General features: G+C 57.2%; 8 protein-coding genes and 3 pseudogenes. 6 read left to right on the plus strand and 5 right to left on the minus strand.

The annotated features are described in order from the left end of the window. Positions 1–143: 143 nt before the first annotated feature. Together BN77_RS34545 and BN77_RS35630 are read right to left on the minus strand one after the other, a co-directional pair. A complete protein-coding gene (locus BN77_RS34545) occupies positions 144–1,031 on the minus strand; it encodes a hypothetical protein (RefSeq protein WP_007539282.1) in 888 nt (295 codons plus the stop codon). A 289-nt stretch (positions 1,032–1,320) separates the two neighbouring features. After that, positions 1,321–1,890 (minus strand): recombinase family protein, encoded by a 570-nt coding sequence (locus BN77_RS35630; protein ID WP_341872179.1) that lies wholly within the window; start codon positions 1,888–1,890, stop codon positions 1,321–1,323. A gap of 113 nt (positions 1,891–2,003) precedes the next feature. Between BN77_RS35630 and BN77_RS34560 the strand changes: the two genes are divergently transcribed. Then, positions 2,004–2,204: a hypothetical protein gene (locus BN77_RS34560; protein WP_051177331.1), complete on the plus strand. Its 201-nt coding sequence runs from the start codon at positions 2,004–2,006 to the stop codon at positions 2,202–2,204. On the opposite strand, the gene BN77_RS36095 is transcribed toward BN77_RS34560, so the two are convergent. From BN77_RS36095 to BN77_RS29650, 3 genes and pseudogenes are all read right to left on the minus strand, one after another. Continuing rightward, complete coding sequence (locus BN77_RS36095) at positions 2,167–2,643, minus strand: DUF5372 family protein (RefSeq protein ID WP_370881124.1); 477 nt, start codon at positions 2,641–2,643, stop codon at positions 2,167–2,169. The genes BN77_RS34560 and BN77_RS36095 overlap by 38 nt on opposite strands. After that, positions 2,639–2,984: pseudogene (locus BN77_RS35395) on the minus strand (Tn3 family transposase); the annotation flags it as partial. The gene BN77_RS36095 and the pseudogene BN77_RS35395, both read right to left, overlap by 5 nt. A gap of 566 nt (positions 2,985–3,550) precedes the next feature. Then, entirely contained in the window at positions 3,551–5,812 is a 2,262-nt protein-coding gene (locus BN77_RS29650) for a pectinesterase family protein (RefSeq protein ID WP_244426288.1), read from the minus strand. A 791-nt stretch (positions 5,813–6,603) separates the two neighbouring features. Between BN77_RS29650 and BN77_RS29655 the strand changes: the two genes are divergently transcribed. The 5 genes and pseudogenes from BN77_RS29655 to BN77_RS29670 form a co-directional block, all read left to right on the plus strand. After that, entirely contained in the window at positions 6,604–13,065 is a 6,462-nt protein-coding gene (locus BN77_RS29655; RefSeq protein ID WP_007539285.1) for a non-ribosomal peptide synthetase, read from the plus strand. Next, positions 13,062–14,480 (plus strand): MATE family efflux transporter, encoded by a 1,419-nt coding sequence (locus BN77_RS29660; protein WP_007539286.1) that lies wholly within the window; start codon positions 13,062–13,064, stop codon positions 14,478–14,480. The genes BN77_RS29655 and BN77_RS29660 overlap by 4 nt, the downstream gene beginning before the upstream one ends. A 168-nt stretch (positions 14,481–14,648) precedes the next feature. Then, positions 14,649–15,359 carry a 4'-phosphopantetheinyl transferase family protein gene (locus tag BN77_RS29665; RefSeq protein ID WP_100248150.1) on the plus strand — a complete coding sequence of 237 codons (711 nt, stop codon included), beginning with the start codon at positions 14,649–14,651 and terminating at the stop codon, positions 15,357–15,359. A 261-nt stretch (positions 15,360–15,620) separates the two neighbouring features. Further along, a pseudogene (locus tag BN77_RS35400) lies at positions 15,621–15,734 on the plus strand (LLM class flavin-dependent oxidoreductase); the annotation flags it as partial. Between the two features lie 388 nt (positions 15,735–16,122). Next, positions 16,123–16,332 (plus strand): annotated as a pseudogene (locus BN77_RS29670) (non-homologous end joining protein Ku); the annotation flags it as partial. Between the last annotated feature and the right edge of the window lie 65 nt (positions 16,333–16,397).

Raw genomic sequence — 16,397 nt, forward strand, 5'->3', positions numbered from 1 at the left:
TGTGTTCTCGCCCATGCTACGAGTAAGCAACCCACGAGAATAAAGTACGCAGCGTTACCCTCACCAATGATTTCATGATGCCTGTTTCCTCGATCGTCTATTGCGTTGAGCGCGAGTGCGCAGAAGGTCGATCTGGTCCTGCGTCAAGTCGATTTGCCACGGCTGGCCCTTGGCGAGTTGGTGTCCCTTGAGCCATCCGCGGGCGAGCTAATCGAAGATGACCTGAGGTGTGATGCCCAGAGCTGCTGCGGCACCTTGAAGGAATAGGTTCCGTCCGGCCACCTGGCGGGATTGGAGCTCGTTCCGTTGATTTTGACGGTTGGAATACCCCAACGCCTGCGCAAGAGCCAGACATTGTCACCTTTGAAGGCGCAATTCTGTGCGGCAAGGAAGCCTTCCGCGTTCAGCACGGACGCAATTTCCTTGTCCATTTTGCCTGCGGCGTTCAGCTCCGTCACACGCGCTCGTAATTTGTCGATATCGATATAGTCGCCATAGGTATGAACGCGCCTTTGGACAGAGTGCTCGCTCGTCGCTCCTGTTTGCCACAGGATCTTGACCCAGACCTGGCCTTGCAGGCGCTTTTGATCGAGAACGACTTCGCAGATGATGAGGCGCAGGATGCTCTTTCGCTCGGCCGCCGTGGTCGATGAGGCACGCCAGATGCGCGGCAGGTCTTCCCCGTGTGCCAGTAGCCCCTCGCGATCTGCCTCACTGAGAACCAGGGGTTCGTCAGACCGCCATCGTTCATAGTCCTGCTCTATGGCCTCGGCTGCACGCAGCTTCTCTTCCCATCCCCGCTCCAGCGACCGGGCCACCAGGCGGTTCTCGGGTTCGACTGCGTCGTATTGGCGTCGTGCGCTTTCCGCCTCGTAGCGCGCCCGTTCACGCCGCAATGCCCATTGACGCTCAAGTTGACGTGCTTCCTCTTCGATCTGGCCCAGTGCGGCGATGGCGATAGCGATCCTGTCCGGCGTCAGAGCCTCAAGTAGAATGCCTTCGATGCGTGAGTCGACGGGCAGAGCGCGCACCTCCTGGCATAACGGCCCTCCATCGTGACCGCCATCAGCACGGCATGTGTAGACGGGATAGTTTCCTGCGGGGCCGCTAAGCGAAAACTCATCCGCCGGCCGCACCGCCCGCAGACAGCGATGCCCTGCAGCAATGCAGCGCCCTTACGCGGCGCTCCCGTATGGCCGGCTTCGTAGTGGTTGATGTTGTTTTCCAATCGCCGTTGGTTGTCCATAAACTCCTCCCAGCCGATGTAACCAGGATGGGCCGCTTGCAAACAGACCTCCCAGTCTTCGATGGGAACCTTGGTTATGCGTGGCAAATACACGTCCTGACGAATGCGCCCACAGTCTGCCGTCGTCGACCGTAGACATACGCCCCAGCATAGCCGGGATTTGGGAGAATGCTGAGCACCCGTGGGTTGGTGGCCTCTTGCCAGACGACTTCGTGCGGCGCCGGACCATGGAGAGGACGCATTGGCAATGGAAAATTCTCCTTGCGTAAATAGCGCATTACCGCCCGCGCGCTTCCCAATTCGCGGAATTTGCTGAAGACGAGGCAGAGCCTTGCCTGCACCTCCTCATCGGGATTGAGAATGATCTGGCTCGAGAGGGCAAGAGACAATCCGGCGGGCAGGCCAAAGCGCAATTCGCCGCGTGCCGCTTTCTGGCGCTCGCCCTGATGAAGGCGTTGACTGATCTGGTGCAACTCCGCTTCACTCATGATGCCAAACAAGCCGAGCAAGAGCCGGTCGTGGTAAGCGCAAGGATCGTAGAGGCGTTCGCCGTTGGCAATAATAACGCCGAACAATGCGCACAGATCAAGGAGTTGATGCCAATCACGATTGTTGCGGGCGAGCCGCGAGGCATCGAGGCTGATGACGAGCCCCGCGTTGCCCGTCCGATCTCCGCGATCAACTTCTTGAAGCCTTCACGCTCGACGCTGCCCGAACCGGATTTGCCGAGGTCTTCATCAATGACTTGCACGCGCTCATGTGGCCAGCCAAGAGCCACGGCACGATCGATGAGGCGATACTGAAGCTCCGTGCTTTCCTGATGATGCCGCACCTGGTTTACGGAAGACTGGCGGACATAAATATAGGCAAGCTTGCCGCGATGCTCGGCGGTGACTTGGCTGTCAGGCTACTCGTCGCTCTCAGCATGCCGATCCACCTTTGTCGGCACACGGATTGACCGCATCCGCATCAACAGGGGGACAAGTTTTTGAGCAAGTTGTTTCCGCGTCTCCGGCGGCAGATCGACCCACGGACGCGGGACTGTCGTGCTCGGGGTCAGAAGCTTTACGAGGGACTGAGACGCTACGCGGTACGGTTTTGATTGCACGTTCATCGCGAATCACCTCCTTGAAACTGGAGGTAACCATGCTGTTCAAATGGCGCATCAATGTGAGCAGGGTTCGAACGCTGACGCGAGGCGCCGATTCTGACTCGCTCCGCGCTTCCAACGAAACGGTCACAAGATCGGTTATCGACCGGCGAATTGAACGGCGGCGTCCGTCAAGTAATCGAACTACAACGAATGCCGTACCGCGTCCGGACTGGACCGACACCAGCTCAAGACGCTGACCCGCAAGACCGTGGCGCGGGTCAATGATAGTCACATAATGCACCACCGCGGATCATCTGGTCCCATCGTCCGATGATATGCGCGCCTGCAACCACGGATCAATCTCCAGCCTACGCAGAAAGGCTATCCGCTCAGTCAGCCCGATCAGCTTCGACGCACCCGGCGGCTTCCGGCGCCGAGAGCAGCCAATGAAAGCGCGCGTATGGCCGACCGAGGGGTCAACTTCCAACAGCCTGCCCAATGATTTAAGCGTACGAGCGGGACGTCTTCAATCAGAGTTCTCTCTGCCCGTTGGCGGGCTATCGCGCGACCGGCGAGGCCAATCCCCTCGATCGTATCGATCGCCGGCAGAAGCGCTCTGCCCTCACGAGAAGCGACCGTTGAGCTATTTCAGCACCGGCGTAGAGTGGATTAGAGTGCGGCCTGTTTAAAGGACGGACGAATGAAGAAGCAGCGTTTTTCCTCGACAATGACAATGCAGCGGAAATCGGCGATGCAGATCACCACGGATCGGTGTTGATGGAGATGCCGAGACAGCAAGCCGCCTCCGGCACCAGATGGTTGGGGTCGGCCGGCCCCGTGTCCCCTTTGCTTCTAAGGGCGTTGTCAGTAATATTCCGCAGACGAATATTTTGCCCAACATGGCCAATTACAATCCGGAACTGGCAGAGTAGACGGTATTTGGCAAACTCCATGGCGGCTCAGCAGGAGCAATGCTCGTCTGCCTGCAGGCGGAGAGATAACAACCAGGGGGCCAACAACGCAGGCGGCGGCAGAGGCCTTCGATGACTGTTCAGAAGAATCGACCTTGACTGCGACAGCTGCCTGAATAGTGGGATAATCCCTGGCGAGAGACGCTCGGGAAAGTAAGAGGCGCGCTGAAGAAACATCGAGACTGTCCGCGACCGAGGCTTTCGTTTTTGGTATGCAGACTGACGCACGTATAAGACCATTCAACGGCAGTTTACCGTGGTTGGGATGGCCGGGCTGCCGAAATAACCGATCGCGGTTGAAAGCCGTGCTGCTTCCTGCGGGCACAGCAAACGCTCGTTCGGTTCGTGTTCGGAAAGGCCCGCACCACTCACAGCACTACCATCCTCGGAGAAAATTGCCGTCGTCGTTAGGCGCTTTGTCCCGGGCCACTCGGTGAAACGGTGCGGGAGGACTGGGGCATCAATGTGGCAACCTATGAAGGCGACGGTCGCATAGGCGCCCCAGGGCCGGCCGAGGCTCACGATACGCACTGAAGGATCGGTTGTCACATCGCAATTGCTGAAGACGAAACTACTATCTTGATCAAGGCGAGCGCGTCGCTGGGCTGTTAAGGTCACTGCAGGCCTTGCTAATCCATGCAGATGGGCGTGGTCGAAATAAGCCTTTGCGTCGCCGAAGATGACGTCGACCGCACCGTCAATCTCGACATTGTCGTACAACTGCCGAGCAGGCGCGCACTTGCCGCTAGCGTCGCAGCCGCGGCTGCCCGCATAGAGAGTATCTTGATAACTAACGAGATGCAGATCCTGGAAAGTCTGCAGGTCTCCAGAAGCGTAGAGGGCAACCGCCTGGATGTCGCTGGTTCGATCCGGATGTTCCTGATGATAGCTGTTGACGATGGTCATGTTGCGGAGGCGGTCGCCGTCGCCTTCTGCAAAGACGGTTGCGGTATTGTGGGTGCCACCACTGGCCGAGGCCACATGGTTGTAGATGACGACAACATCGGCTGGCGAGGAACCAGTTCCTTCGAGGAGCAGATCCGGCTGACGCAGGTGAACGACCTCGCGATAGGTCCCTGGCAGAATACGTATCGTGTCCCCCGGACGGGCGGCGTCCACCGCCAGTTGGATGGTGGGAAAGGTGGCCGCGGGGCCGACGGTGAGGGTGCTGGCGCGTCTGATGGTTTCGGCCGGCGGCGCTCGTTCTATAGGCTGCTGGAGCGGTTGGAGTGGCTGGACTTGCGTCGACGGGAAAGGAACCCATCGTCCAGAGCAATCAATGCCGCTGGCGGCCGCGGCGGCGATACCGGGCACAGCAGGCGTCACGCCGCCCTTGGCGACCAGCGGGGCTGCGTTGGTCACCTGCCAGTGCGAGGCATCGCCGAAGTTGACATTGTCAAGGAGAAGGCCAACGGAATGCAAGGCATCGACACCGCGTACTACAAGCGGGCCGCCGGTCCCCTGAATGTTGCGCAGCGTGATGCTGCTGTAAACGGGCAGGAGCATGCCGGTGGCCGTGGCGTCATAGGTCGTGTCGAGGACCAGTGGAGCACGAGTGTTCCGCAGACAAACATTCTCGAAATCGATGTTCCGGACGAGGCCACCACGGCTGCGGTCGCTCTTTATTCGTAAGCCGTTCGTAGTGCCATCGAGCGTCATGTCGGTGATCAGTACGTCACTGACCCCGGACTGGGTCTCGCTGCCAATCGACATGCCGTGGCCGGCATAGAGATGATTACCCACAATGGTGACATGGGCGGTCGGCCCGGCGCTGCCACCCTTGATGGCGATATTGTCGTCGCCAGTGCTTATATAGCTTTCGGCTATCGTCACGTCGGTGGAGGACGCGGGGTCGATGCCATCAGTATTCCGCGCCGATGCTGGCGTATTGATGCGAATGCCCCAGATCGTCGCGCCTCTGACACCATTGAGAAAAAGGTGGAAATTGGCGGCATTACGCAACGCCAGGCGATAGAAGGTCACGTCCTCGCCACCGTTCACCTGGATCAGGCGCGGGGCATTCTGGCTGCCGTTCTCCGCCTGGGCACGCCTGGCGAGCTGCCACCATGTCTCTCTTTTTCCCTCGATGAGCTTGTCGCCCTGTCCATCGATCTCGCCATCACCGACAAGACTGGCGTGACTAGCATTCTCCATGGCAATGAAGGGAGCGCAGCCATTTCCCTTTGGCCCAATCGTGCCGCACCTACCCTTGCCGCGGTCATAAGCCCTCGGATCGGTGGTGGCGGCGAGCGTCGCGCCCTTGTCGATCCAGAGTGCAACGCCGGCGGGAATGGTGAGTGGCCCGGAGACGAAGCGGTCTTTGTTCGCATCGGCTTCGAGACGTACGGCAGCGCCGGCTGGGCAGGCCGAGAGGGCGGCCTGGATACGCTTCTGGTCTCCACCATCCTGCGGTCCGTTGGGGAGGTCGGGAATGGGAGCCAGTTCCGTGCAGATTACCTTTGGAAGTACCGGCTCCGTGACCACTCGCCGGTCGCCCGCCATGGCTATCGTAGGGAAGGAAAAAAGTGCGCCGCAAAAGCCTGCAACAATCAAGTGAAAAGCGAGTCTTTCGGTGGATAACATTGTGAAAGGTCCGGTGACATCTGTGTTTCTCGATATTTTTCCGACGCGAAACAGCCTCGCGTTGGTAGGGCATCATTCAAGCCGCCCTCGACTGCGGCGCAGAGCCGCTGTATTCTTCGCATCTGTCGGAAATGTGGTTTTTAGATATTGCAAGCTTGCCATCCGTGCCGGAACGACGCGGCAAAATTGAGCCTTCTATTACCGCGATGTGCGCATCTATCCAACTCGTCCTTTGAGGACGCAATTGCCAGCCTCATGAACAAGTGAAAAAAGCGAGCGGCAAATGCTCGGTCGTTGGTCTCGTCAACTCCCCGGCTCAAGCACCTATTTCTGCCACCAGTAACAAACGACACGGCAGAGCCTGCGGTTGGTCTCTGCCGTTTTTGAATGCAAATGGAAATGCAGATTGTGAGCGTGACGCCTATCGCCACACCGGTGCCACAACCTACACCCGCCGTCGTTCGTTGATGGCCCTGCGCTCCTCCAAGAAAACATAAGTGCGCCGCCTTCATTGTCGGGTTCGTCAATTTCGCGACACGCCCCTGTCAGATGCAATCCTATCTCACTTCGTTAAACCATTGAAACACTACGATGAATTTTGCCTGGGCGCCCTAGCCATAACTGGCATGACTTTTGAAGTTTTCTCGATCTTGACAGGACAGGAATTGCCAGCGGTGAGCAACTCACTGCCGCGACCTACGAGGAAACTTATGCTCAACGAAGGCCGGACTGCGAAGTCCGAATTTGTCGGAAGTCAGCTCGTCGATTTAGTCGCAGCTATAGATGAAATTGCGGTGTCGTTCCCGGACAGGATAGCGATTAAGCACGGCGCGGAAGAACTGACATATGGTGACCTGCGCGTGCAGTCGGATCGAATTGCGAGCACGTTGCGGGAGCGCGGCGCCCTGGGCAAGGTCATTGGCTATTGCGGTGAACGAAACCTCCATTGGGCAGCCGCAGTCGTCGCAATTCTAAAAAGCGGCTCAACGTATTTACCGCTCGATCCATCCTTGCCGGCTTCGCGCATTTCTTTCATGATCGAGCAGAGTGAATGCTCCCTGATCATCGGACCGGAAAGACATGACGCGCTTGATTTGTTTCAGGAAAACGGCAACTGCAGCCGAGAATTCTTAACGGTTCAGACGGCGCTACTTGGCGGCCGTGCCTCCGCTGCGATGCCAACTTCGGTTGAAAGCCGTCTCGCCTACATTCTTTTTACGTCCGGCTCGACGGGTAAACCCAAGGGAGTAATGGTCAAGCGCGCAGGCTTAAACAATCATTTAACGGCCAAGATAATTGCACTCGAGCTCAGCGATAAGGACTGTGTTGCGCAAACTGCTTCACACGGCTTTGACATCTCACTGTGGCAGCTTTTGGCAGGGTTATGTGTCGGCAGTCGCGTCGCGATCATAGATGATGCGACGGTGAGATCTCCGATGGCCCTTCTTGAGGCACTGCAGGCACATCGCGCAACGATTGTCCAATTCGTCCCATCGGTGCTCGCGGTATTCGTCGAATATCTGCAGACCCTCTCAGCCGACGAGCGGCTTCTTGGCGTCTTACGCATGGTGTCCACGGTCGGCGAGCCGCTGACGCCCGCATTGGCGCGCGGTTGGCTGACACTCTTTCCTCAAATACCAATTCTCAATCACTACGGCCCGACCGAATGTGCGGATGGAGTTACGCATCATTTGATATCTCTCCCGCCGGGCACAGCCGAGACCTATGTCCCCATCGGTAAGCCGATTGCCAACCTTAAGGTTTATATCGCCAACGGGTTGCGTCTGTGCAAGACGGGAGAAGTTGGGGAAATTTGTGTTAGTGGAGCCGGTGTCGCTGATGGTTACGTCAACGATAAGGGGCGGACCAAGGAAGCCTTTTCGGCAAATCCCTTCTCGAAGCACCCATCATATCGGCAGCTCTACAAGACCGGCGATCTCGGACGCATCAGGACAGACGGCCTGTTGGAGTGCCTTGGTCGACGAGATCGTCAGATCAAGATCCGCGGGCACCGGATCGAACTTGGAGAGATCGAGTCTCGGCTCTGCGCCCATCCTTTGGTAAATGCGGCCGCCGCTATTGCGCCGGTCCCAGAGAGCTTGAAGCTCACGGCCCGGGATATAAACAACAGTGACCGACAAACGGAACCAAGACGAATCGTGGCCTATGTGTCTGCTTCTGCCGAACTTTCGGAGCGTGAGCTCAGGAGCTTTGTTGCCGAAGCGCTTCCTGCCTGCATGCTGCCGGAACGCATCATTCGCATCGACCGGATTCCTGTTACCCGAAACGGGAAAGTGGATCTCGCGTCCTTGCCTGATCCGACGACCATTCGGCCGGAGCTGCCGAATCCCTTCGAGGAACCAAAGACGGAACTCGAAAGCACCCTACGGCGTATTTGGTCCAGCGTTCTTCGGATCAAGGATATCGGCGTCAGCGACCAATTTATGGATCTCGGAGGCGACTCGCTCCGAGCGATGCTTATATTGGCTCAGATTCAGAGGCAGCTTGGGACAAAGGTGGACTTCAGGATCGTCCTGAATGGAACCGTCAGGTCGCTTGCGGCATCGATATCGCGCCAATCCGGCACGATGCAGACGGTGCTACCAGCTTGCGGGAAGCTCAAACGATCACCCCTGACGCGAGTGCAAGAACACCTTTGGTTTCTCTGGCAGCTCGATCCGACCGCGAAAAACTACATGATTCAGGGCGGTGTGCGTATCCGAGGTGCCATCGATCTGATCGTGTTCAATAAAGCCTGGAGAGACGTTGTTCAGGCGCATGACGCGCTTCGCGCACGTTTCATCGACGAAGAGTGGCCGGTCCAGATTTTTGATGATCCGCCGAGCGCCGATCTGGAGTTGATAGACGCCACCCACCTAAGTGAACAGCAGGCCGAGGAACTTGTGTCGGAACTGCGACGGACGGAGCTCAACAACCCTTTTGATCTCAGTCAGGGCCATTTGTTTCGAGCGCGGATGATCCGCCTTGGCGCGAACGATCACCTCATGCTGATAACTGCGCACGAAATCATCATAGATGCATGGTCAATTTCGGTCCTGCTCAGAGATTTGCAAACGAGATACTCAGAAGCCGCCGCCTTCTCTCCGACGGATAGCCCATCACTGTCGACCTATGCGCTGTGGGAAAGTGCTAATGTTACGCCGGAGTCGCTGAAGAACCAACGCCGCTATTGGCGTCGGCAAATAGGAGACGATCCTCCCGTACTTTCGCTCGGGAACGATCGAGTGCGGCAAGTGGGCTCCAACCGCGGGAACTCGCATGCCGTTCTTCTTGGCGGTGAGCTGTCTGACCACGTGCGAGGCTTTGCGCGCCGGCAAAGGTGCACGACTTCGGCCGTCCTATTGGCATGCTTCAAGCTGCTGTTGCGCATGTATAGCGGCCAAGACGACGTTGTCGTTGGCATGCCGCACGTCGTGCGTAGCCAACCAGGCACCGAGGAAATCGTGGGCTTTTTCCTCAACATGCTGCCAATTCGAACGAAGATCGACATTAATCAATCTTTTGCGGCTCACGTAGCTCATGTGCAGGACCTCATAAGCGATGCCATCGCGAACGCGGACTATCCATTCAGCTGGATGGTCAGAGATACCCGGTTTCTGCGCGAACATGGTCGATCGCCGATCTTCCAAGTCATGTTCAACATGTACTCCGAGCCTCCGGAGCCATCGGGCAAGCGCGATCTGGAACTGACATTTCGCGAATATGACACGGGTTACGTCAAGTTCGACCTTATCCTTTATGCACAAGACGAAGGTGATGAAATTGCAATGCAACTGGCTTATGCGCAAGACACTTTCTCAAGCGATGTGATTGCTCGCATGGCCGATAATCTTCGCCATCTCATTGCTTCCTGTGTCGAGAGGTCTGCCGAGTCGATTGTCGCCCTGAGCCGCCCCGGTCCGTCGGAAATAGCGGTCCTAAACTCGCTCAAGGGAGACGAGCAGTCATTCGAGAGCGAGCCTTCACTTGTGGAGGCGTTCAATCAGGTAAGCGCTTTAAACAGCGATCGGGTGGCGTACTTCGGCGAGTTTGGAGCAATCACGTTTGGCCAACTGCACCACCGAATGGCGACAATCCAGTCGCTTCTGCGAACTTGCGGGGTGGGAGCGGGTGACATCGTTGCCATGCTGGTCGACCGGTCGCCGGATGTAGCGGCAACAACCTTGGCAATCAGGAATTTGCAGGCAACGATCGTGCCGATCTCGCCTGATTACCCAAGGGAACGGGTCGGCCACATCGTAAGACATAGCGGCGCGAGGCTCCTTATTCATGCGGGCACGGACGCGGAGGTCGATTTCGGCGTGCCGTGCGTTGATCTGGCTGTCCTCCAAGCTGGATCCGGCCCTGGCCGGGTCTGGCACCGAACTGTCGAGTTGCCCAATCATGACGCAGCGAGCTTAATTTACACTTCATCCTCGACCGGGAAGGCGAAGGGCGTTCTCGTACCCGAATCTGCGATACTCAACCGGCTGAACTGGATGTGGCGATGCTTCCCTTTCGACGGTTTCGACGTGATGGTGGCACAGAAGTCAGCGACACTCATTGCCGCGCTATGGGAGTATTTTGGGGGGCTGCTGAAGGGAGTGCCCACGCTGATCCTGACGCAGGAGCAGGTGCTCGACCCCGACCTCTTGTTGAGGGCATTGGCACAGCATCGCGTCACGAGGTTGTTTGCCGCTCCGTCCATTTTGTCCGGTTTAATCGCTTCTCAAAAGCGACATCCGGAAACAACCAACTTGCGCCTAGTCACAAGCAGCGCCGAACTGATGCCGCCATCGCTTCCGATTCGCTGGCGAGAGTGCTTTCCAGATGTGCCGCTGTGGAATTTTTACGGCACGACCGAGTGCGCGTCTAATGCAGCCGTGTACCGAACATCAGACGCCGACGACGGCTCTTCAGCTGTACCGGTCGGGCGCCCGATCGACAATGTAAAAGTCTATGTTCTTGACGCACACTTGAAGCAGGTTCCCGTCGGAGTCGCAGGTGAACTCTGCGTTGCCGGACGCTGCGTGAGCACCGGGTATTGGAAAGATCCAGAGCGAACAAAACACCGTTTCGTTTCAAATCCGTACGACGAAAGTCAATACAGCATCCTTTATCGCAGCGGAGATATCGCCCGCGTCTCCGCCAAAGGCCTCCTGGAGATTTGCGGTCGAGCAGATAACCAAATTCAGCTTCGGGGCTTCCGAATTGAGCTGGAGGAACTTGAAGCCGCGCTCGTCGCTCATTCCGGTGTTGCGCAGGCAGCCGCATTTGTCCAGGGCGAGGACGATGATCGGCGACTGGTTGCCCTTGTGGTCCCAGCTTTCGACGGCCTGACCTCTGGAGCCATCGTGAACCACCTGCGGCAGACACTGCCCTCCTACATGATCCCGTCGGATGTTCGGATCGTGCATCGTATGCCGCTCACCGCGAGCGGGAAGATAGATCGGTCTCGTCTCTCTTCCGTCTCGTCCCGCAAGATGCGAAGGACCAAATCCGCTAAGCCGCGAACGGAGAGGCAGCGACTCCTTGCCGATATCTGGCACGAGCTGTTGGGCGCCAAATCTGTCGGCATTGATGATAGCTTCTTTGATATCGGCGGAAATTCGCTCCTCAGCGTGCGGTGCGTTACACTGGCGCGTAAAGCGGGACTGAACTTGACCGTCAGCCAACTGCACCGGACACCAACAATCCGCGAACTCGCAACGCACCAGTCCCCGGCCACGACTTATGCCGAGCCCGTTTCCGATGAACCGCTGCCAATGACCCCTGCAGTCTCACATTGGAACAGTCGTGTCGGAATTGGCGATCACTACAACATCGGCGATCTCTTCTTCATGCCCGCCGGCCTCTTGAATGTCTCCACTCTTGAACATGCGCTTGCGCATATCATCGGCCGCGAGGAAGGACTGAGGCTCCGAATCGTGCAAACAGAGAACGGCCTCTCTCAGGCGATCGGATCGATACCCCGAGCCCTCGTCGAGGAAATAGACCTTGTCGGTGTAGACACATCGGAACAACGCGCGGTCATTGAGCGCTCCTGTGCGGAGCGTCAGCGCTCGTTTCGATTTGACGGTCGCACACCCCTTATCAGGGTCTCAACTTTCCGGACGTCGGAAAGCGGCGATTACTATTTGCTCGTTCTGCTGCATCATTTCGTAGCAGACGGAGTCGGATACAGACTGTTCCTGAATGCACTGGACGCAGCTTACAAGTCGTTTGCTGCCGGCCAAACCGGAGCGGTTACAGAGAACACGACCCTGACCCAATGGCTGAAGCGTTTGGACAAATACGCGAATGGCGAAGCCGAAACGGAGCTCGAGCACTGGGAAGGCATTCGATATGAGCGATTTGACATGGGTGTGAGCGATGCCGGATCGTGTGCGGCGCGCTTTTCAGCCGAAACGGCCAAACGCCTCCATCATGCAGCCTCGGAGAAGCATATCGATGAAGACTTCTGCACGCCACTCTGGAAAGACCAGGCGACATATCATCTAAGGATCGATGAGGAGACAACGGGGAAACTTCTCAAGGTTGCGGCGAGGTCTGCACATTGCGAGGATTTTGATCTCGTGCTGGCGGCTATTTCGGGGGCATTTGGCCGCGCTTTTGGAAATTATTCCCTCTGGATTGACAGCCTCACCTCGACGAGGGGACATCTATTCGAGGATATCGACCCGTCTCAAATCATTGGTTACGTCGGTGAACTGGTGCCGCTTCCGTTATTCCTTAGCGGAATGGAGTCTCGCCTGGACCGCGCCCGCTCCATATATCGGCAACGCAGCTCACTGCCGCGCCAAGGCATAGGTTTCCGTGCTCTGAAGTTCTTGAACCAGAACCCCGCTTTGCGCGATCGGATCGATCGTCTGCCGTTACCCCGCATCGGGCTAAACTATCGAGCTAGGCTGCAACATCATTATCCCCGCCGTCTGCTATGTAAGGATCCAGATCCATTGTGGCTCGGCGAAGATATGGATCAGTCAGTTATGAACTACCTCTTCTGGTTTCGCATCGGATACCAATCGGGCGAACTACTAATCGAAACGAGATATGATCCACGGCAAGTCGGCTTCGAAACGACCCGCGATCTCTGCACAATCTTCCGCGACGAACTCCTCCAGACTGTCGATGCATTAGGAGAGCCCGCACAACGGGCCAACTACAGATGAGCCTGCCGGGGCGATCGATGAAGAGCAAAGCAGAGCGCATGGCTTCGCGGGCGGAGGATACCAGTTTGTTGGACGGCAGGGTTTCCAGCCTCATCATGCGGCTTGCCATTCCCTGCATTATCGGTTTGTCGATCAATGCACTTCAGCAGTTCGTGAATGCAATCTTTGTTGGAAGGCTCGGCGCGCAGGCTATCGCCGCCGTCAGCATAGCTTTGCCCTTGGTCGTCCTGCTCACCGCAGTCGGGCAGGGGATCGGCATCGGCACGGCATCGTTCGTGTCGCGCAATCTTGGCGCAGGCAATTCCTTGGAGGCGAATCGCGGGGCGAGCTTGGCGCTCGCTCTAGCGGCCCCGATCGGAGTGACACTTACCGGCGCTCTGCTTTTCGGTTTGCGCGATGTTCTCGCTTTGCTCGGCGGCAGTCCGACAATAATGCCAGCCGCACTCGACTACGCATCAACGCTCCTATTTGGTTACACTCTGATGTTGTTGAATATGGTCAGCGGGTTTGTCGCGAGGGCTGAGGGCAATACACGCTTCAGCATGTGGACCATGATTACGGCTTTTGCGCTGAATGCCCTGCTCGATCCGATTCTGATTTTTTCCCTGCATCTCGGAATTCGTGGGGCGGCGCTCGCAACATTTTTGGCGCAGCTCGCCGCCACTGGCCTTTACATTCTATATTTCGTGAAACAATTGGGAGTTGTCCGTGTCCGCATCTCCTACATAACTTTGGGGGATGGCCGCGTAAAACAGCTCGCCGCCATCGGCGCGCCTGCAACCATCACAGGTATTTTGTCTGCTCTTGCGTTCGTGCTCTTGAACAGGGCAGCTGCACAATTCGGCGACAATTCCGTTGCCGCTGTGGGCATAGCTGCACGATTGTTGACAATCGGGGCCCTCCCGATCATGGGCCTATGCATAGGCTCCCAGGCGGTTCTCGGTTTCAGCTGGGGAGCACAGGATTTCGCTCGAGTACAGAGGGCCGCGAAGTTCATGCTTTCCATAGCGGTTGCATTTTCAGTTACCTTTTCTGCTGTGGTCGTGATTTTTGCTCGGCCAATCGTCCGACTTTTCAGCAGTAGCGAGGACATGACTGAAATCGCTATCTCGACCTGCATCATGTTCCATCTCTTTTTCGGGCTTTTTGGTGTTCAGTATGTGGCGATAACGATGCTTCAGTCTTTCGGGAAAGTACGTCTGAGTGCGGTCGTTTCCTTCGCGAGGCAAGGATATCTGTTCGTGCCAGCCATACTGCTGTTGCCCTCAATTTGGGGCTTCAAAGGACTATTAATCAGCCAGGCAACTGCTGAGCTCGGGGCCGGGCTGCTCGCGGTGTTTGTCATAGTCAGGCAGTTCGGCGATCTCAAAGGAATGCTCGTTTCCAGCGATCGCTTGGTTAAGGCTGAGAGTTGATGCAAACTGGCAATGATTACGGATCCGCTTGGGATTGACCAGCCAATCCGAAAACGAGGGTCATGCTTACCCCTGGCAATACGCCGAGGGCGAGATGCGCCAATCCGCGAGCACGATTTTGGGCGAGTTCCCGAACAAGTAGAACATGCTCGAATGAGAGGAAATCTCATGCTAGAAAAGCTGCTCCCGCCGAATGTTGCTGTGCAAACTTCTCGAGCAAATGACGGCCCCGAAATCCAAGTGATGGCCGAAGAAGAGAGTGCAATTGCCACAGCGGTCAAAGGCAGAAGGCGTGAATTTTCCATCGGGCGGGCATGCGCCAGGGCGGCATTGTGCAAACTTGGCTTTCCGTCTTGTCCGGTCCCAAGCGGGCCTAACAGGGAACCGCTTTGGCCGTCTGGAATCGTTGGCAGCATAACTCATTGCGTCGGATTCTGTGCAGCGGCGGTGGCCATGAAGAAGGACTTCATTGCGCTTGGAATCGATGCAGAAGTCGATGCGGATCTGCCTTCAGGCGTGTTGTCGCTCATTTCGAGAGACGAGGAGCGACATTGGATCGCGAATGCATCCGGGCATGTCAATTGGGGACGGCTGCTCTTCAGCGCTAAGGAGAGCATCTTCAAGGCCTGGTTTCCGCTTACACGTGAATGGCTGGACTTCGAGGATGCCCTGGTCACCATCATTCCGGACGACGGCTCATTCATCGCTCAGCTTCCACACACGTGCGTGCCGGCAAAAGATTGTCCATGGGAGCTCCGCGGCCGCTTCACGATTTCAAATGGCCTAATACTTACGGCAGTTATGCTTGACGGACCGCAATCAATGGATGAATCTGTTGCGGTTGAAATGGCCGCAGCAGACGGCGTCGATCCTGGATAATAAGGCGTTGCGGGGTCGCTCGATGGCAAAGCGAAGTCTCAACATACACAAGACCAACTTTCCGAGGACCGGTTCAACAAAGAATCTCGGCTTTGACTGTTTTAATGTCGGCCGCTGCGATGCTTTAAAATGTGCCGAGGAGTATGGCGAGCGCATGAGAATAAGCCGCTGCTTTGATGGCGCAACCCGCCATGCGGGGCATTGTGTGCTCCCCTCGCCCGCATTGAAAAGACCTTCTAGAACAACTCGGCGCTCCGCACGCGTGCATTTGAGGAGATCTGCGTGCTTGATCAATTGAGCGGTGTAGGGTCAGCGAGGTATAGGGGCAGCTCTCTTCCGATCGAGCTAGCTTACTTTGGAATTGGTGCGGACGCAGTAAGGTAAGGCGTTTCTCATTCAACTATTTCAACTTTGATCGGCGACCGGGCCTCAAACCAAGCCAACTATGAAGTGCGGATGCGATTGTCGTTGCCCTGCGCGCGCTCCAGCCCATAGACATCGCCTTGAGCTCCGTCGCTTGCGCCAGCACTCCGGCGAGGAGGTCCAGTTCAGGACGACGTCGGAGACGGCGATCTTCGGGGCCAGATGCGAGCGGTTGTGCGCGCCTATGATGACCGCCGCAACAACCGGCCGGGCCGAGCATCGCAGCGCTGGCGACCGTGGCGATGTCGGTCCCCTGCCGATCAGCGATCTGCGCAGCGTCGCCAAGAGCGCCTGAAACAGGTCCAAGCCGCCGATATCGTCGATAACCCGCTTGTAAGAGTTCGATGATCGCTATGAGGCAGCGGTGGCCGAACTGGTGAAGATCGAAGGCCGCAATCTGCCGAAGAAGAAGGCGCCCAAGCCCTCGCAGCCGAGCGACCTGCTGCAGGCGCTTCGAGAAAGCGCTGGCGTGGTCGCTGGCACCGCATCGAAACGAGCCGCTGCCACTGCACCAGCGGCCGGGCCAAGGGTACCAGCGCGGCGAAAATGACTATGTCCTCCTGGAGGATGACGAACTCGAAAACGTGGCGCGGAAAGCACCAAGAATTTCGCAAG

The sequence above is a fragment of the Rhizobium mesoamericanum STM3625 genome (assembly GCF_000312665.1).
Lineage (GTDB): Bacteria > Pseudomonadota > Alphaproteobacteria > Rhizobiales > Rhizobiaceae > Rhizobium > Rhizobium mesoamericanum.